This is a genomic window from Acidimicrobiales bacterium, from assembly GCA_041394185.1.
GTDB lineage: Bacteria > Actinomycetota > Acidimicrobiia > Acidimicrobiales > Poriferisodalaceae > JAAETH01.
Map to the genome: position 1 here is coordinate 659,802 of JAWKIQ010000001.1, position 16,689 is coordinate 676,490.

At 65.2% G+C, this 16,689-nt stretch carries 17 protein-coding genes; 10 read left to right on the forward strand and 7 right to left on the reverse strand.

Annotated features, from left to right (window positions below; translation table 11 throughout):
- Positions 1 to 16 precede the first annotated feature (16 nt).
- Positions 17 to 1,783, forward strand: coding sequence for an amidohydrolase family protein (locus R2770_03190; protein MEZ5279453.1), 1,767 nt, complete (start codon positions 17 to 19; stop codon positions 1,781 to 1,783).
- A 43-nt stretch (positions 1,784 to 1,826) separates the two neighbouring features.
- Here R2770_03190 and R2770_03195 read toward each other — a convergent pair whose 3' ends face one another.
- The 3 genes from R2770_03195 to R2770_03205 all read right to left on the reverse strand — a co-directional run bounded on the left by R2770_03195 (position 1,827) and on the right by R2770_03205 (position 5,446).
- Positions 1,827 to 3,122: an HNH endonuclease signature motif containing protein gene (locus R2770_03195; protein ID MEZ5279454.1), complete on the reverse strand. Its 1,296-nt coding sequence runs from the start codon at positions 3,120 to 3,122 to the stop codon at positions 1,827 to 1,829.
- Between the two features lie 104 nt (positions 3,123 to 3,226).
- Positions 3,227 to 3,736 carry a hypothetical protein gene (locus R2770_03200; GenBank protein MEZ5279455.1) on the reverse strand — a complete coding sequence of 170 codons (510 nt, stop codon included), beginning with the start codon at positions 3,734 to 3,736 and terminating at the stop codon, positions 3,227 to 3,229.
- Positions 3,737 to 3,742: 6 nt separating this feature from the next.
- On the reverse strand, positions 3,743 to 5,446 hold the full coding sequence (locus R2770_03205; protein ID MEZ5279456.1) for an AMP-binding protein: 1,704 nt from the start codon (positions 5,444 to 5,446) through the stop codon (positions 3,743 to 3,745).
- 63 nt (positions 5,447 to 5,509) lie between these two features.
- On the opposite strand from R2770_03205, the gene R2770_03210 reads away from it, so the two are divergent.
- From R2770_03210 to R2770_03225, 4 genes are read left to right on the forward strand one after another with little or no spacing between them, the layout of a single operon-like run.
- Entirely contained in the window at positions 5,510 to 5,848 is a 339-nt protein-coding gene (locus R2770_03210) for a metalloregulator ArsR/SmtB family transcription factor (GenBank protein MEZ5279457.1), read from the forward strand.
- Positions 5,845 to 6,264: an SRPBCC domain-containing protein gene (locus R2770_03215; GenBank protein ID MEZ5279458.1), complete on the forward strand. Its 420-nt coding sequence runs from the start codon at positions 5,845 to 5,847 to the stop codon at positions 6,262 to 6,264. The genes R2770_03210 and R2770_03215 overlap by 4 nt, the downstream gene beginning before the upstream one ends.
- A complete protein-coding gene (locus R2770_03220) occupies positions 6,261 to 6,947 on the forward strand; it encodes a DUF2461 family protein (protein ID MEZ5279459.1) in 687 nt (228 codons plus the stop codon). Before R2770_03215 ends, R2770_03220 begins: the two co-directional genes overlap by 4 nt.
- Entirely contained in the window at positions 6,944 to 7,285 is a 342-nt protein-coding gene (locus R2770_03225; GenBank protein MEZ5279460.1) for a hypothetical protein, read from the forward strand. Before R2770_03220 ends, R2770_03225 begins: the two co-directional genes overlap by 4 nt.
- A gap of 18 nt (positions 7,286 to 7,303) precedes the next feature.
- On the opposite strand, the gene R2770_03230 is transcribed toward R2770_03225, so the two are convergent.
- Positions 7,304 to 8,017 (reverse strand): hypothetical protein, encoded by a 714-nt coding sequence (locus R2770_03230; GenBank protein MEZ5279461.1) that lies wholly within the window; start codon positions 8,015 to 8,017, stop codon positions 7,304 to 7,306.
- Between the two features lie 45 nt (positions 8,018 to 8,062).
- Between R2770_03230 and R2770_03235 the strand changes: the two genes are divergently transcribed.
- The 3 genes from R2770_03235 to R2770_03245 are packed head-to-tail and all read left to right on the forward strand — an operon-like array spanning position 8,063 to position 11,405.
- Positions 8,063 to 9,289, forward strand: coding sequence for an amidohydrolase family protein (locus tag R2770_03235; GenBank protein ID MEZ5279462.1), 1,227 nt, complete (start codon positions 8,063 to 8,065; stop codon positions 9,287 to 9,289).
- A gap of 39 nt (positions 9,290 to 9,328) precedes the next feature.
- Complete coding sequence (locus R2770_03240; protein MEZ5279463.1) at positions 9,329 to 10,477, forward strand: amidohydrolase family protein; 1,149 nt, start codon at positions 9,329 to 9,331, stop codon at positions 10,475 to 10,477.
- Positions 10,478 to 10,496: 19 nt separating this feature from the next.
- A complete protein-coding gene (locus tag R2770_03245) occupies positions 10,497 to 11,405 on the forward strand; it encodes a metallophosphoesterase (protein MEZ5279464.1) in 909 nt (302 codons plus the stop codon).
- Between the two features lie 36 nt (positions 11,406 to 11,441).
- On the opposite strand, the gene R2770_03250 is transcribed toward R2770_03245, so the two are convergent.
- Positions 11,442 to 12,287, reverse strand: coding sequence for an alpha/beta fold hydrolase (locus tag R2770_03250; GenBank protein MEZ5279465.1), 846 nt, complete (start codon positions 12,285 to 12,287; stop codon positions 11,442 to 11,444).
- A 40-nt stretch (positions 12,288 to 12,327) separates the two neighbouring features.
- Positions 12,328 to 14,064 carry an alpha/beta fold hydrolase gene (locus R2770_03255; protein MEZ5279466.1) on the reverse strand — a complete coding sequence of 579 codons (1,737 nt, stop codon included), beginning with the start codon at positions 14,062 to 14,064 and terminating at the stop codon, positions 12,328 to 12,330.
- Positions 14,065 to 14,186: 122 nt separating this feature from the next.
- Between R2770_03255 and R2770_03260 the strand changes: the two genes are divergently transcribed.
- On the forward strand, positions 14,187 to 14,825 hold the full coding sequence (locus R2770_03260) for a TetR/AcrR family transcriptional regulator (protein ID MEZ5279467.1): 639 nt from the start codon (positions 14,187 to 14,189) through the stop codon (positions 14,823 to 14,825).
- Positions 14,826 to 14,879: 54 nt separating this feature from the next.
- Positions 14,880 to 16,352 carry an aldehyde dehydrogenase gene (locus tag R2770_03265; GenBank protein MEZ5279468.1) on the forward strand — a complete coding sequence of 491 codons (1,473 nt, stop codon included), beginning with the start codon at positions 14,880 to 14,882 and terminating at the stop codon, positions 16,350 to 16,352.
- A gap of 27 nt (positions 16,353 to 16,379) precedes the next feature.
- On the opposite strand, the gene R2770_03270 is transcribed toward R2770_03265, so the two are convergent.
- Positions 16,380 to 16,673, reverse strand: a complete 294-nt coding sequence (locus R2770_03270; protein MEZ5279469.1) for a DUF1330 domain-containing protein — start codon at positions 16,671 to 16,673, stop codon at positions 16,380 to 16,382.
- Positions 16,674 to 16,689 lie beyond the last annotated feature (16 nt).

Here is a 16,689-nt window from a genome sequence, read left to right on the forward strand (position 1 = left end):
GTGGAACGCTCGTGCGATGGCACAACACGACATCGTGATCAAGGGTGGAACCATCGTCGACGGCACTGGTGCCGATGCGTTCGTGGGCGACGTCGGCATCGACGGCACGCACATCACTGCCGTCGGTGGCAAGTTGACGGGCCGCAGCGAGATCGACGCCGATGGAGCCATCGTGACTCCGGGATGGGTAGATGTGCACACCCACTTCGACGGGCAGGTCACCTGGGACGACCAGATGGATCCGTCGTTCTCGAACGGTGTCACAACACTGGTCATGGGCAACTGTGGGGTCGGCTTTGCTCCGTGCCGCCCGGGCGAGGAGCAGACCCTCATCGAGCTGATGGAGGGGGTCGAGGACATCCCGGGTTCGGCCCTTTCGGTGGGCGTTCCGTGGGGTGAGTGGGAGACCTTCGGGCAGTACCTCGACTTCCTGGGTGGACGTGAGTATGCCCTCGACGTCGCGGCGCAGATCGCGCACGGCGCGGTGCGCTTCAACGTGATGGGCGAGCGCGGCATTCGTGACGAGGACGCCACCGCCGAGGACCTCCAAGCCATGCGGACGCTGGTGGAACAGGCGGTCCGTGCCGGAGCTGTCGGATGTTCGACGTCGCGCACGGTGTTCCACCGCAGCATCGACGGAACTCCGGTGCCTGGCACCTTTGCTGCCGATGTCGAGCTGATGGCCTTGGCTCAGGGCATGGCTGCGGGCGGGGGAGGTGTGTTCGAGGCCATCACCTCGCAGTCGATCGGCCTGATGGAGCGGTTTGGTGGTGACCGTTTCACCCAGGACCACGAGCTCGACCTGCTTCGGCGTCTGTCGGTGGCGACCGGGCAGAAGGTGACGTTCACGACCGTTCAGAGCAGGGACTTCCCCGAGGCCTGGCGCGAAGCCTTGTCGTATTGCGCGCAGGCCAATGCTGCCGGCGCGCAGATGTTTCCCCAGGTCGCTTCTAGGCCTGTGGGGCTGTTGTCGATGTTGGCCGGGTACCACCCGTTCATGCGGCACCGGGTCTATCTCGAAGAGCTGGCCCATCTGCCGGTGCCCGAGAGGGCGGCGGCGATGCGGGGTGAGGGGATGCGCCAGCGAGTGCTGGCTTCTGACATTGTGCCTCCCGAGCTGCCCGGCTCGATGGAGGCGCTGGCGTTGGACCTGGCCGCGGCGGTTCCGATCATGTATGTGGTGGACGATGTCGTCGACTACGAGCCTGGTCCCGACAAGATGATCGGGTCGATAGCGGCCAGCAGAGGGGTGACCCCCGATGAGGCCATGTACGACCACCTGGCCCAGGGCGATGGGTCGAATGTGGTCGCCCTGTTGGGTGCCGGTTATGTCGACGGCAATCTCGACGCAGTGCGAACGATGCTGACCGACCCCACTACCGTCGTGGGTCTGGCCGATGCCGGCGCACACGTGAAGATCATCTGCGACGGCTCGTCACCGTCGACCCAGCTGACCCATTGGGGGCGTGATCGCAGCCGGGGCCAGCGGATTGCCATCGAGGCGCTGGTTCACAAGCAGACCGGCCGCAACGCAGACCTCTATGGGTTCGCCGACCGCGGCAGGTTGATGCCCGGTTTGAGGGCCGACATCAATGTGATCGACCTGGACCGCCTGACCGTGCGGCGACCCCGAGCCCACGCCGACCTTCCGGATGGTTCGGTTCGTCTGCTGCAACCGGTGGAGGGGTACCTGGCCACGCTTGTCGCTGGAACCCGGACACGGGCCGACGATCGAGACACCGGCGAGCGTCCCGGTCGGCTCGTTCGTGGTGGCGCGACTTGACGATCGTGCGTTCCCGGGCCGGTTCTTGCCGCCGGTTCGGCCGCTAGCCAACTCGTGCGGTTTGGTTTGGCGATTTGTCGGCCGGCTTTCGTCTTCGTGGTGGTGGTTTGGTCCATTTGCTGACGACGGTGCCGTGGGCGTCTTGGAGTTGCCAGTGGTCTGGCGTGTCTCCCATGACCAGGCGGTTGCCGTTTTGGTGGAGCCGGTCGTGGTGGTGCGGGCACAACAGCGCCAGGTTGTCGAGGTCGGTCGATCCGCCGTGTTCGCGATGATGCAGATGATGGGCCTCGCAGCGTTGGGCTTCGGTGTTGCAGTGCCGCCAGCGGCATGTCCCATCTCGGACGGCTAGGGCCAGCTTCTGTGTCGGTGTGGCGTATTCGACGTCGTAGGCCAGATCCAAAAGGCGCCTGTCGGCTTGTTGGTACCAGGCGTTGATCTGGGCCCGGCACAACATCCCACGAGCGATCGATCCCGGCACCTGGGCGCCGTCGATCGTGTAGGCCAGCCCGTCGGGCCTTTCGAGTTGGTCGATGTCGACGATCAGGTTCACACAACCCGCAGCCTTCTGCCTAACGCCCTCGGTCGGGTCGGCTTGGTCGGCTGCTGGTAGGAGGCCGTCTGTGAGCATGCTTGCGATCACGTCTGCACCACGCTGCTGGTGGCTGCGACGCTTACTGGGGTCTGTGATGGTTCGCATGTCGTGATGAAAGGCAGCACGCTCGCGTCGGTCGTATTCGGCTTTCAACGCCGCGCCAGTGACTGGGTCGAGGGTGGCGGTGAACCAGATCATGTCTTCGTTGTCGATGCCACACGACCCTCGCCTGCGCCTGCGTTGACGGGCCAGGCGCTCTTCGGGGTTTTCGCGGGTTTGTTCGCGTTCGGCCTCGCGAACCGCCGCCCTGGTCTCATCCGCCGACTGGGTAATGGCTTCTGCGAGCAGGCGGGCTTTGATTTCGTCGGGTAGGTCGGTGTTGGTCAGGTAGTCGGCCTGTTCGGAGTTGATGTCTCCGGCTTCCAACGCCTCGGCAACATCAGGATTGGTGGACAGTCGCTGTGACCTGGCCTCTGCTTCGCGTTGGGCCTTACGCGACGGAGCAGGAGGCCCAGGATCGGGTGCACCCTGGGACTCGGACTCCGAGTCAGCTTCAGCGTCAGGTTCTTTGCCTTTGCGGTTCGCGGCCCTCTGCCGGGCCTTGGTCAGAGCGTGCAGCAAACGAGCCTCGTGACCATCCAATCGGGCACGCACACGACGAACACCACCAAGCTCGGCCTCGAGCCCGGCCACATCCATCACCTCTAGTTCGTCGGCGCCGCTCAGCACCACCCGCACCTCTGTCACGCCACAAACCCTAAACAGGGGGTGGGACACCCGACCCAGCATCAACCAGACAACAGAACAGAAACCCCAGTTGTCGCTAAGAGCCGGACGCGAAGACCCACCAATCAGCCGCTGCCGGGTAGTGGGCCAGGCGAAGTCCCGACGATGATCACCTGGCCGTCGACGGGGCACATCTCATCCCGGTCGGCAACGGCGACATCTCGAGTATGGCTGACCCCGACGAGACCGCCGCCGACCTCCCAAAAGCCGAGCGGGCGATCGATGCCCCCAATAGTGGCTACGCCGTCGTGGTAGGTGGTTCCTGGTGGCATGAACAGGGCGGCTCGGGTTCCGTCGACAAGACGCATCACCAGGCATGCAGGTTCTTCGAACGTGACCGGGCCCTGGAACAATGCCAGCATCGATTCCCGGAGCTCGTCGGGTTCGTAGGGCACCCGCGACCAAACCAGGATTCCCGCAGGCTCGAGGGCGGTCGATGTCGGCGGCGGCTGGGCATGTGGTGCTGAAGTCGAAGTCGACGATGACGCTTCGGTTTCGACGAAGCGCGGATCGTTGCTGCACGCGGCTACGGCCAGCACCGCGACGCCCAGCATCACCCACCGCCAGGACTGCATTTCGCTTCAGCCCTTCAGGTCGGCCTCGATGAACTCCATGGGGTTTCTGGGCCCCTGGCCCTGGCGCTGATTCTCTTGACCTCGCAACTCGACGCGTCTGATCTTGCCCGAGATCGTCTTGGGAAGGTCTGCGAACTCGAGCCGACGAACGAGCTTGTAGCCCGATACTCGCTCTCGCATGAACGAGAAGATCGAGGCGGCCGTGTCGGCATCGGCAGCGGCACCCTCGACCAAGATCACGTACGCCTTCGGGACGAAACCCCGCAGCTCGTCGGGCGACGGTACGACGGCGGCTTCGGCAACTGCGGGGTGTTCGATCAACACGCTTTCGAGCTCGAATGGTGAGATGCGATAGCCAGAAGCCTTGAACACGTCGTCGGCACGGCCCACGTAGGTGACGTAGCCGCTTTCGTCGCGGCTGGCGACGTCGCCGGTGTGATAGTGGCCGTCGTACATGACCTCGGCTGTCTTGTCGGGGTCGTCGGCGTAGGCCTCCATCAAGCCGACGGGTCCGTCGGCCAACACGATGCAGATCTCGCCCTCGTCGGTGTGGTCGCCGTCGAGATCCAGTAGGGCTATCGAGTAGCCGGGCAGGGGCCGCCCCATCGATCCGGGCACGACCTTGGAGCCCGGGGTGTTGCCGATCTGGGCGGTGGTTTCGGTCTGCCCATAACCGTCGCGGATCTGTATGCCCCACGCCGCCTGGACCTGGGCGATGACCTCAGGGTTCAGGGGCTCGCCCGCCGAGATGAGCTCGCGCAGCGAGGTCGTGTACGAGGCCAGGTCGGCCTGGATCAAGAACCGCCACACCGTGGGCGGCGCACACAACGTGTTGACACCCTTGTCGATCAGGACGCCCAACACGGTCGGTGCATCGAAGCGCGTGTAGTTGTAGATGAACACACACGCCTGAGCGTTGAACGGAGCAAAGAAGCAACTCCAGGCGTGCTTGGCCCAACCCGGTGAGCTGATGGTCCAATGCACGTCGCCGGGTTGCAAGCCCAGCCAGTACATCGTCGTCAGGTGACCAACCGGATAGCTCACCTGGGTGTGGCGCACCAGCTTGGGCTTGGAGGTGGTGCCCGATGTGAAGTACTCGAGCAACGGGTCGCTGGCTTGGGTGGCCTCGGCCTTTGTGAACTGGGTGTCGAAGCCCGCCGAGTCGGCGTAGTCGACCCAGCCTTCGCCGCCACCGACCGCAATGCGTACCACCCCGCCCGTGAGCGCATCGTCCAAGTCGTCGACCGCGCCTCTGGCGCTCTGGTTGGTGACCACCATCGAGGCTCCGCCGCGCTCGAACCTGTCGGCGAGGTCTGGGCCCGCCAGCAGGGTTGTGGCAGGAATCACGACCGCGCCTATGCGGATGGCGGCCAGCATCGTCTCCCATAGGGCTGTCTCGTTGCCCAGCATCACCAGCACGCGGTCGCCGCGCTTGAGGCCGTTGGCGACCAGCATGTTGGCGACCTGACGGCTTCGAGCCGCCAACTGGTCGTAGGTCAAGATCGCCTCGGTGCCGTCCTCTTCCACCAGGTGCAGGGCGCGGCTGTCGTTGCCCGCCGCCATCGGGTCGAAGTAGTCGTCGGCCCAGTTGAAGCCGGGCCCGACATCGGGCCAGCTGAACCCTGCTACCGCGGCCTCGTAGTCGGTGCGGTTGGCGAGGAGGAAGTCGCGAGCCTCGAGGAATGCGGTGTTGATGGGTGCCCCGTTCATGGCCCAAGCATTGCAGAACGCCGAAGTCTGGACAGATACATGCGTAACTGCTTATATATCGCCATGGAAGGTTCGCCTCACCATCTCGACGACCAGTTCAAGGCGCTGGCCAGCCCGGTGCGTCGGCGGCTGCTTCGTCTGGTGCGCGACGAGGAACGTTCGGTCAACCAGCTGGCCCAGTCGTTGGGTGCGAGCCAGCCGGCCACCAGCCAGCACCTGGCGGTTCTGCGCGATGCCGGGTTGGTCTCGGTGCGCTCGCACGGACGAAGCCGCCTGTATCGGGCCGACCACGTTCAGCTCGAAGCGGCTCGCCGGTTCTTCGACGACTACTGGTCTTCCGCTCTCGACCGCCTGGCCGAGGCCGCCCAGTCGGCCGCTGCGCGCAGAAGGACGGCCTCGTGAACATCGCAACCTGTGATCGCATCATCGACGCCCCTGTCGACGTCGTGTGGAGCCTGGTCAGCAGCGCCGACGGTCTAAACGACTGGATGTCGGTGGAGGCACAAGTCGATCTGCGGCCCGGTGGTGTCATCACCTGGACCCACCAAAACGGGGCGGTCGTCGCCGGCGAGATAGTCGAGGTCGTGCCGATGCGCAGGCTGGTGTTCACCTACGGGTGGGCCAAGGGCGGCTTCCCGATCGAACCCGGCTCCACGACGGTGAGGCTCGAGCTGGAGGCCCGCGGAGACTCGACGTTGGTGACGGTGGTCCACGACGGATTCGACTCCGACGAGTTGGCCGCCACCCACACGGGCGGGTGGAGCCACTTCGTCGGCGAACTGGACCGCGCCGCCAGATCGAAAGGGGCCCGCCCATGACACAACCGACAGATGAGTTCGAGGGCTTCGACCCTCGAGCGCTGGCGCTGCTGGCGCAGATGCCCGCCTGGGACAAGGACCAATACCAACAGCACAGACCACTGTTGGCCCAGGGCGTGACCGCGCCGGGCCTGGCTCTGATCTCGACCATCGCGCAGAGCCTCGACCCCGAGCTGACGGTCACGGCGCGCGGCTCGGTGTCGCCACTGCACACCGACCTGCGGTTTGCCAAGCCGGGTGCGCCCAAATACAAGGACCACCTGCTGCTGACCTGCTGGCACGGCGCGGACAAGAGACAGGCGCCCATCCTGTGGCTGCGCATCGACGCCAAGCGGGCCGGCTTTGCCAGCGGCATCGCCTTTACGCCCGCCGTTCGCGATCTCTGGCGGCACGCCATCGCATCCAACGCCGGGCAACAACTGGACGAACACCTGCGTCGACTGATCGACGAACGTGGCGCAGAGATCGCAGGCGACACCCTGGCCAACGTGCCCAAGCCCTATCCGGCCGATCACCCGCGCGGCGACCTCCTTCGACTCAAGGGGTTCCAGGTGAGGTTCATCGAACCCCTGCCGACCTCGGTCGGTGATGCCGAGTTCGCCCGGTGGTGCGTCGAACGTTTCGAAGACCTGCAGCCCGTTCACGACTGGCTGCACGCCAACCTGTGCGGAGGTGCCGAATGAGAGAAGCCGAAGGCGAAGCCAACGACACGTTCTGGGACCTCATAGACGAGCTGAGGTTCGAGGATCCCAGGGTCGAGGAGGGCACCATCATGGGCGGCAGGTGCGCCCGGGTGTCTGGCGAGTTCCTCGGACTGTGCGACTACAAAGGGTCGGGCCTGGTGGTGAAGTTGCCACGAGAACGCGTAGACGAGTTGATAGCGCAGGGCATCGGACGCCCATTCGCACCGGCAAAAAAGGTGTTCCGGGAGTGGGTTGCAGTACCAGAAATCGACCCTGACCTCTGGAAGGCGCTGCTGCTGGAGGGCGTCGCTTTTGTTGCGCCCCGACAGAGCCGATAGCGCCTGCGCATTGGCGCGTTAGTTGACCGACACCCACAACGAGCGAGAGCGGGCCACGCAGTTGCCGTTTCGGTCGAAAGCGGCCGATGCGGCTGTGCGCTTGCGGCCGTCCCATTCGGCCACCCCATCGCCCTCCCATCCAACGAGGGCATAGGTCTCGCCGATCCTGATCGGCTCGAGCACCTCCACTGCCAACTGGACGGTGAACGCGACGCGGGTGCCGCCTGCGGTGCAGGCATACCAGGCCGCGGTGCAGTCGACAGCAGCCCACACCGCGGCATGGTCGACCGTTCCGTCTCCGATGTCGAAACGTGCGGGCGGAGTCCAGTCGGTGGCATAGCGGCCGTCGGCGATGCTCCACGCGTGCACACACATCGAATCGTGCTGCAGGCCACACGAGAAGCAGTAGGGGACAGGGTGGTCGTCTGGCCCGAACGGGAACCGGCTCCTGGCCTCGCCGGCTTCGTCGATCGATACCGGCGCGGTGTCGGGAAAGTGTGGTTCCCATGGCTCGGCTTCCAGGACCACCACCGGGGTGTCGCCGGATGCATAGACCAGGTCGACCTTGCCGTGCTTGTGCTCGGTCCACATCTCGGTCTCGAGCGGTATCGGTGCCCTGATCGCAATGGTCGCGGACCCTTCGCACTCTCGGGCCAGCAGGGCAGAGGTCCATCCCCCCTGCCCCGAACCCGTCGGACCCTGGAAATAGCTGTCGAGTGTGATCGTGGGCATCGCTGAATCGTAGGCCGCGGCGACGCGTGCGTAATGTGATGCCCCATGCGCACAATCGTCAACAACGCAACTGTCTTGGACACCACGTCCATGAGCTACAGGCCCGACCAGACGGTTGTCATCGATGACGGCATCATCGTGCAGGTCGACTCGTCCGCAGCCACCGGCGCCGACGTCGAGCTCGATGCCGCCGGGGCCTACGTCGTACCGGGTCTGATCGACGGTCACGTGCACTTCAGGCTCGCCACGCTGAACTTCCAGCGGTTGTCGGTGATGAGTGAGGTCGAGTTCGGCATCGTCATGGCACGGCTGGCCCGCCAGACGGTCGAGCGAGGTTTCACAACGGTTCGCGACCTGGGTGGCGACCTCTTCGGGCTGATCCGTGCCATACGGTCACGAGAGGCTCTGGGTCCGCGCATCGTCACCGCCGGGCGCATGATCAGCCAGACGGGCGGCCACGGCGACACCGAGGGAGGCCATTTGGAGATGGCCTCGTGCGGTTGCAGCCTCCGGTCGAACAACTTCAGCGTGGTCGCCGATGGTGCCGAGGCCGTTCGCAAGGCGGCCCGCCACAACCTGCGCGACGGCAGCGACTTCCTCAAGATCCACGTATCGGGCGGCGTTGCCACACCCATGGACCCCCTCGACAGCGTGCAATACACCCACGAAGAGATCAGCGCCGCCGTCGTCGAGGCCGCTCACCGTCGCACCTATGTCGCCGCCCACGCCTACATTCCCGAGTCGATCCTGATGGCCGTCGAGTCGGGCGTGCACAGCATCGAACACGGGAACATGATCGACGAGGCGGCCGCCATGGCCATCGCCGACGCGGGCTCTGTGCTGGTGCCGACCCTGGTGGCGTATCACGGCATGGCCGAACTCGGCGAGAAGCTGGGTTTTCCCAAGACCAACCAGGACAAGAACGCCCGCGTGCTGGAGGCCGGCCTGCGCTCGCTCGAGATCGCCAAGAACGCCGGGGTCACGATGGCGTACGGCACCGACCTCATCGGCGAGTCGCAGTGGATGCAGAACCGCGAACTGACCATCCGCTCGGAGGTGCTGTCGACGGCCGAGATCTTGGAGGCGATGTGGGTCAACACCCCGGCGCTGTGTCACATGCAGGGCCGTATCGGGGTGGTCGCAGAGGGCGCGTTCGGTGATCTGGTGATCTCCAGGGTCGATCCGCTCGAGGACATCGTCGCCTTCGCCGACCCGGCCAGCGCGTTCAGCCACGTGCTGAAGGGTGGCGAGGTGGTAGTCGACCGCAGTTGATCGCTACTGTCGTGGCCAGGGGAAACCAGGGGGCATGACATGCACGTCGATCATCCGATCATCTCGGCCGACTCTCACATCACCGAAGCGCCCGACACCTACAGCGCCTACATCGATCCGAAGTTCCGTGATGTTGCGCCCAGGGTCGTCGAGACCGAAGACCGCGGCGATGTCTATGTCATCGACGGGATGAAGAGCACGGTTCCCATGGGTCTTGTCGCCGCTGCCGGCCTGCCCTGGGATCAGCTGAACACCAAGGCCAAGTACGCCGATCTGCACCGCAGCGGTTACGACTCGTCGGCCCGCATCGCCGACCAGAACCGCGACGGCGTGTCTGCCGAGATCATCTACCCGTCGGTGGGAATGATCCTGTGCAACCACCCAGACTTCGAGTACAAGACCGCGGCTATGGCCGCGTACAACCGGTGGATCGCCCAGTACTGCGCTATAGACACCAACCGGCTTCTGGCATTGGGGCAGACCTCGATGAGCTCGCCCGAGCAGGGCATCGCCGACCTCGAAGAGATGAAGGCGATGGGCATGCGCGGCGTGATGATGCCTGGCGAGCCCAAGGTCGAAGACTACGACTCGCCCATCTACGACGAGTTCTGGCAGGCGTGCGTCGACCTGGGTCTGGTGCCAAGCTTCCACATCCTGACCGGCCGGTCCGACAACCTTTCGTCCAAGCCTCGCGGGCCCAAGATGAACTCGTTCCTGTCGATCATCCGCGGCGTTCAGGACGTCATGGGCATGCTGGTGCTGGGCGGGGTGTTCGAGCGAGTTCCGGCGTTGAAGGTCGTGTGCGTCGAAGCCGACGCCGGGTGGGTGCCCCACTACACGTACCGGATGGACCACGCTTTCAAGCGCCACCGCGCCTGGCTGACAGCCCCGATCCAGCGGATGCCGTCGGAGTACTTCGACGAGCACATCTACCTGACGTTCCAGGACGACTTCGTCGCATTCCGCAACGCCGACCAGATGAACTGGCGGCGGTTGTGCTGGGCCAACGACTTCCCGCACTCGGACAGCACGTGGCCGTGGAGCCAGGAGATGCTGGCCGAGCAGACCGCACATCTGTCGAGCGAGCAGGTCAGGGGCATGTTGTGCGACAACATCGCAGAGCTGTACGGGATAGACACCTCGGTGCTGCCCGTCGGTGGAGACACCCTCGCCGCGGCCGCGGCCTGACCCAACGGAAAGCACAACGATGACCGAACCGATTCGTGTCCTGCAGTTGTCCGATACCCACTTCCTCGCCGAGGGCGCAGAGGCCGAGGGGGGTTTCGCCTACGACACGTCCGAGGCGTTCGACGCAGTGTTCGAGCACTGCGGTGCCAACGCCGGCGGGGCCGACATGGTGGTGGTCACCGGTGATATCGCCGATCACGGCGAGCCAGACGAATACCGCCTGGCCGCCAGCGCCTTCGCCCGGTTCGAGGTGCCGGTGAACGTGTGCCCGGGCAACCACGACTTCGACGCCCCATTCACCGTGGGGGTGGCCAGGCCGGGCGTCAGCACGTCACGGGTGGTCGAGGCCGGCCCGTGGGCGTTCGTGTTCGTCGACTCGAACGCGGGCGGCATGATCGTCGACGAAACCGGCCGCACAATCGACCCCTCAGACGGATCGCGGCTGCACCGAAACGGGACCTTGGGCATGCGCGAAGCGGCGTGGATCCGAGATGTGTGCGCCAGAACCGCGGCCCAGCACGTGTTCGTGTGGGTGCACCATCCGCCCGCACCGCGGCTTCAGCTGAGCTTCGACGCCGATTATGCGGCCGAGTGGGCGGCCACGATGGCCGGCCTGCCCAAGCTGCGTGGCATCGGGGGAGGGCACACACACGTCCCCGACGTGTACGACTTCCACGACGTACCGGTGTTCGTAGCCCCGTCGCTGAAGCACTGTTTCGATCTCGACGCCCAGACCTGGTTGCCGCCCGGCTATAGGACCTACGAGTTCGGTGCGGACGGGTCGGTCACCAGCGACCTGCACCTGATCGACGACGACCGCTGGCCTCGCCGGCCGTTGGGGCGGGCGCTCATCTCGCTGTTCCGCGGTGAGCTGACCTATGACGACCTGGCCGAGATAGCGGCCCGTCGCGCGCAGCAGGGATCCTGACCAGAACCACGACGGCCCGGGGGCCACTCGCGCGGCTCAGGCAGACAGGTGCAGGCGAGCCTGTTCGGAGCCGGTCGCCAGGAATCGGCGAATTACCCCGGCCATTTCTTCGGCCCTGGTGAAAAGGAACAGGTGGCCACCGCCTTCGACCCGGTGCAGGCGGCCGTCTGGAATCTGCCTGGCCATGACCTCGGCGTTGAAGAGCGGAATGATCGGATCGTCGTCGCCGGCCAGCACCAGGGTCCGGTGCTTGATTCGGTGGAGCCACGGCAGGCTGCTCCAGCGCCGCAGGGCTGCGAGTTGGTACAGGTAGCCCAGCTGGGTGGGCGGCTTCGATTCGCGCAACCTGGCGTGCTCGTCGAGCAGGTCGGGATGATCCTTGATGGCACCGCCGTAAAGGGTGGGAGCCACACGGCGCAGATAGTCGGGCGAGTAGTACCTGACCGGCGACATCAGTATCGATATGGCCGCAGGACGGCCGGGCACAGAGGTCCAGCCCATCATCGTTGCCGCCAGGATCAGGCGGTTGACCCTGCGGGGATGCCTACGCGTCAGTTCCTGGGCCAGGGCACCGCCCCACGACAGCCCCAGCACGTCGACCCGCTCGTGGCCGAGTTCTACGATCAGCCCCGCAACGAGGTCGGCGAGCCCCCTCATCGATCTGGGGTACAGCGGTGTGGGGCTGTCGCCCACGCCGGGGGCATCGAAGGCGATGGTCTCGCGGTCGGTCAGGTGCCGTCTCAACGGCTCGAAGAGTTCGCCGGTGGCCCCGATGCCGTTGATGAGCAGCAGTGGTCGTCCGGCACCGCGGTTCTCGACCATCACCCGTATTCGCTGACCGCCGACCGTGACGGCCGACGAACGGAGGCTCAGGTCGCTCATGAGTGCAAGGTTGGTGCGTAGTTGCGCCCGGTGGCAACTCTCATCCGTGTACGTACGACCCAGGCGCAGCGATACCCGCGGGATGAGTCTGGCTGCCGAGCTCGGTCGGGGATGCCTTGTGTTCACCAGAGCGGCTCGAAAGCCATTGGGTCCAATGGTCCCACCAGCTGCCCGAGTGCTCGGTCGACTGATCGAGCCAGTCCTGAGCGGTTTGTCCACCGCCCGCGCCGACGATTGCATCGCCGGTGCGGAAGCTGCCCTTCGGGTTGCCCGACGGGTTGACCAGCGCCTGGATGTGACCCTGCGAGCTCAGTACGAACTCCGAGGTGCCCCCCAGTGCGTTGACGGTTGCGAAACACCCCGTCCACGGTGTGATGTGGTCGGTGACCGCACCCACGACGAACGAATCGCATTGGATGCTCGACAGGTCTACAGGGGTGTCGAGCACGGTGATGTGACCGGCCTTCAGCAAGCCGTTCGTGCCCGCGATCTGCAGGAAGTCAGAGTGCAATCCGGCGGGAAGGTTCGTGGCGTCGACGTTCCAGCTGAGCACGTCGAACGCAGGTGGGTTCTTGCCGGTGAGGTAGTTGTTGACCCAGTAGTTCCAGACCAGGTCATTCGGGCGCAGCCATGCGAACACTCGGCCGAGGTCACCACCGTCCAGCACGCCCTTGCGCTGGCTTCGACGCCTGGCCGCGCCCAGCACCGGGCCCGAGATCATCGAACCGATCATCGAGGGCTCTTCCCAGTCGAGGATCGTCACCAGATAGCTGACCGAGTTCACTCGCTTGTCGCCTACGGCGGCCAGGTGGCCGAGCAGGGCCGAGGCGGTGATGCCGCCGGCGCAGACGCCGAGCAGGTTCAGGTCGTCGGCGCCGGTGACCTCGAGAGCCGCGTCCATCGCCTCGAGTGTTGCTGCCACATAGGTGTCGAGGTTCCAGTCGCGATGTTCGGGGCCGACATTGCGCCAGCTCACCATCAGCACCTGGTGCCCGTTCGATACCAGGTGCTCGACCAGGCTCCGGCCGGGGGCGAGGTCGAGGATGTAGTACTTGTTGATCTGCGGCGGCATCACGAACACGGGCCGTTCGAAGACCGTTTCGGTGGTGGGCGTGTACTGGATCAGCTCGAGTACCGCATTCGAATAGACGACGGCACCTGGCGTGCAAGCCACGGTGTCGCCCGGCGTGAACGGTCGGGTGTCGACCATCGAGGGCATCGCACCGTTGTGCAGGACGTCGTGTAGGGCGTGGCGCGCCCCGTCGACGAGGCTGCGTCCTTTGGTTCGGCGGGCCTCTTCCAAGGCAGCCGGGTTGCCGAGAAGCTGGTTGGTCGGAGCAGACGCCGACAGCATCAGGTCTGCCAGGTACCTCGATCGAATCTGGCTCTTGGGATCGAGATCGAGACCGTCGATGAGTTCGCCAGTCTTGCGTTCGGCCAGGGTCTGAGCCTGAGCGAGCCGCTTGTATACGGGGTTGGTGGTGAAGGCTTCGTGAGCGAAGCGACGGTCCTTGGCGCCGGCTGCGATCTCGGACGTCCCGGCGACGATCTTTGCGCCCTCGACCGCGGTGTCTACGAAGTGCCGTGTCAGCACCTGTGGCTGGGTTATCAACGAACTCGCGAACCGGCCGACGGCTGCAGCTGCCTGCTTTGGTGACAGGGCGGCTGGGATAGACGAGGTGAGGGCTTCGACAGTGGCCTCGACGATGGCCAGGTCTTCCTGAATCGGGTCGGTTGTGGCAGTCGCCGATGTGGCAGCGTCGGTCTTGACAGTCATGTGGGTCTCCGGGCGTAGCAAATCTGGAGATGAGTCTATAAAATTAGAGACCATCGTCAACCTAGAGATCGGTGACTTGTGTCATCTTCAATAGCGATGGTTCGTGGTGAAGGCTTGAGCAGATGAGTGGAACCTCTTCGACAACGACTGGTTATCCCCGCAAACGGGCGCGCACCCGCCGTCAGCTGCTCGAAGCCGGCTCGTCTGTGTTGGCCGAACGAGGCCCCGACGGAGCCACGGTCGGAGCCATTGCCGCCGCGGCCGGCGTCACGCCGGCCACGTTCTACAACCACTTCTCGTCGTTGAACGAGCTCGTCGAGTCCGTTGTCGCCGAGCTGGCAGTAGGGGTCGAGATCGGGCGCGACACCCTTGCAGCCGTAGAGAACGACCCGGCCGCGCGGGTGGTGATCGGCACCGAGCAGCTCCTGGATCTCGCAGTTGTCGACCCGATTGCGGCGAACGCGTTCGTGAATCTGCTCGCGTCGGTACCCGGGCTTCGTTCGAGGGTACGGGGCATCGTCATCCAGGCCGTCACCGACGGCATCGACAGCGGCCGGTTTCGTCAGCGCTCTGCGTCGGTTACCGCCGACGCGCTTCTCGGCGCGGTGGTGCAGTGGATTCGCAGCGCACTGGCCGGCGACCCCTCGCAGCCTCGCCAGGAGCAACTGGCGATCGCGCTGCAGATCGTCGGACTCGACGATAGAGAGATCGCCCCCCTGATCGACGCCGCATCGTCGGCGCGCACCGGGGTCGGAGCTTGAGCAACCCGCCTGCGGCGTTCGATGCCTCGGTGGGCCCCGGGTACTTTTGGCGGGGTGCAGACATACGACCTCTTCATCGACGGGCAGTTCGTGGCGCCCGCTTCGGGCGAATACATCGACTCGGACAATCCATACACGGGCGAGATCTGGGCCCGGGTGGCCAGGGGAACCGCCGCCGATGTCGATGCCGCCGCAGCTGCAGCCAAGGCGGCTTCAGTCGGGTGGGCGGCCACAACTCCTACCCAGCGCGGACGCCTGCTGTACAAGCTCGCCGACCTGATCGAACGCGACGCCCAGCGCCTGGGCGAGGTCGAGGTGCGCGACAACGGCAAGCTGATCGCAGAGATGGCCGGCCAGACCATGGCCACGGCGGGCTGGTATCGCTATTACGCGGGACTGGCGGACAAGGTCGAGGGCTCGGTGATCCCTCTGGACCGCCCCGGGGTCCTGAACTACACCAAACACGAGCCGCTGGGTGTCGTGGGCCTGATAACCGCATGGAACTCGCCGTTGTTGTTGCTGTCGTGGAAGCTTCCGGCAGCTTTGGCGGCGGGCAACACCGCCGTCATCAAGCCGTCTGAGTTCACTTCGGCCTCGACGCTCGAGTTCGTGAAGCTGTTCGAAGAGGCCGGGTTCCCGCCGGGCGTCGTGAACGTGGTCACCGGCTTCGGGCACGAGGCCGGCCAGGCCATGATCGATCATCCCGACATCGTCAAGATCGCCTTCACGGGATCGGACGGCACCGGGCAGCGGATATATGAGTCGGCGGCCAAGCACCTGAAGAAGGTGACGCTCGAGCTGGGCGGCAAGTCGCCCAACATCGTGTTCGACGATGCCGAACTGGAAGCGGCCGTGATGGGGGTCATTTCCGGGATCTTCGCCGCCACCGGCCAGACCTGCATCGCCGGTTCGCGGGCCCTGGTGCAGCGCTCTGTGCACGACGCCTTCGTCGAGCGCCTGGTCGAGGTGGCATCGTCGGCGGTCATCGGCGACCCAATGTCGTACGACACCCACGTGGGCCCCGTCACCACCGAACCGCAGTTTCAGAAGGTCCTCGACTACATCCGCATCGCCCAGGAGGGCGGCGCCACGTGTGTGCTCGGCGGCGACCGCTATACCGGGCCAGGCTCGTCTGGCACCCGCTTCGTCCAGCCGACCATATTCACCAACGTCTCCAACGACATGCGCATAGCCCAGGAAGAGGTGTTCGGGCCCGTGTTGTCGATCATCGGCTTCGACACCGAAGAAGAGGCCATCGAGATAGCAAACGACGTCAACTTCGGACTCGCAGCAGGCGTGTGGACCCAGAACATCGGTAGGGCCGTGCGCGTCGCCGACGCGGTGAAGGCAGGCACCGTGTGGGTGAACACCTACAGAGCGGTGTCGTTCAACTCGCCGTTCGGCGGATACAAGCGCAGTGGCCTGGGCCGCGAGAGCGGCATCGAGGGAATCAAGGAGTACCTGCAGACCAAGTCGGTCTGGATCGCGCAGGATTCGTCGGTCGCGAACCCGTTCATCATGCGTTAGGCGCCCGAGCGGCGCAGCGCTGACTGGCTAGTCGACGCCGGGCACGATGCGCAGGTCTCTGGTGACCCCGTCGCCCAGGGCCTGCAGAGCGGCCTGGTAGCCGGGGCTGTCGTGGCAGGCTTCGGCGGCTTCGACCGAGTCGAACTCGATAAGAACGGTGCGCTGCATCAGCCCGGCTTCGTAGGCCCGCACGGCCTCGGACCGGGCCAGGAACCGGCCGCCGGCCTTGGCGATCGCCGGACCGGCGAGCTTGGCATACTCGGCGAGCTTCTGCGGGTCGTGTACTTCGTGGTACGCACTTATCCAATAGGCCTTGGTCATAGCAGAACAGTGCCAC

Excerpts from the sequence above, each read along its gene's own strand:
- R2770_03190 (MEZ5279453.1), top strand. The coding sequence starts at position 17 with ATGGCACAACACGACATCGTGATCAAGGGTGGAACCATCGTCGACGGC.
- R2770_03200 (MEZ5279455.1), bottom strand. The coding sequence starts at position 3,736 with ATGCAGTCCTGGCGGTGGGTGATGCTGGGCGTCGCGGTGCTGGCCGTA.
- R2770_03205 (MEZ5279456.1), bottom strand. The coding sequence starts at position 5,446 with ATGAACGGGGCACCCATCAACACCGCATTCCTCGAGGCTCGCGACTTC.
- R2770_03210 (MEZ5279457.1), top strand. The coding sequence starts at position 5,510 with ATGGAAGGTTCGCCTCACCATCTCGACGACCAGTTCAAGGCGCTGGCC.
- R2770_03220 (MEZ5279459.1), top strand. The coding sequence starts at position 6,261 with ATGACACAACCGACAGATGAGTTCGAGGGCTTCGACCCTCGAGCGCTG.
- R2770_03225 (MEZ5279460.1), top strand. The coding sequence starts at position 6,944 with ATGAGAGAAGCCGAAGGCGAAGCCAACGACACGTTCTGGGACCTCATA.
- R2770_03230 (MEZ5279461.1), bottom strand. The coding sequence starts at position 8,017 with ATGCCCACGATCACACTCGACAGCTATTTCCAGGGTCCGACGGGTTCG.
- R2770_03235 (MEZ5279462.1), top strand. The coding sequence starts at position 8,063 with ATGCGCACAATCGTCAACAACGCAACTGTCTTGGACACCACGTCCATG.
- R2770_03240 (MEZ5279463.1), top strand. The coding sequence starts at position 9,329 with ATGCACGTCGATCATCCGATCATCTCGGCCGACTCTCACATCACCGAA.
- R2770_03245 (MEZ5279464.1), top strand. The coding sequence starts at position 10,497 with ATGACCGAACCGATTCGTGTCCTGCAGTTGTCCGATACCCACTTCCTC.
- R2770_03250 (MEZ5279465.1), bottom strand. The coding sequence starts at position 12,287 with ATGAGCGACCTGAGCCTCCGTTCGTCGGCCGTCACGGTCGGCGGTCAG.
- R2770_03255 (MEZ5279466.1), bottom strand. The coding sequence starts at position 14,064 with ATGACTGTCAAGACCGACGCTGCCACATCGGCGACTGCCACAACCGAC.
- R2770_03260 (MEZ5279467.1), top strand. The coding sequence starts at position 14,187 with ATGAGTGGAACCTCTTCGACAACGACTGGTTATCCCCGCAAACGGGCG.
- R2770_03270 (MEZ5279469.1), bottom strand. The coding sequence starts at position 16,673 with ATGACCAAGGCCTATTGGATAAGTGCGTACCACGAAGTACACGACCCG.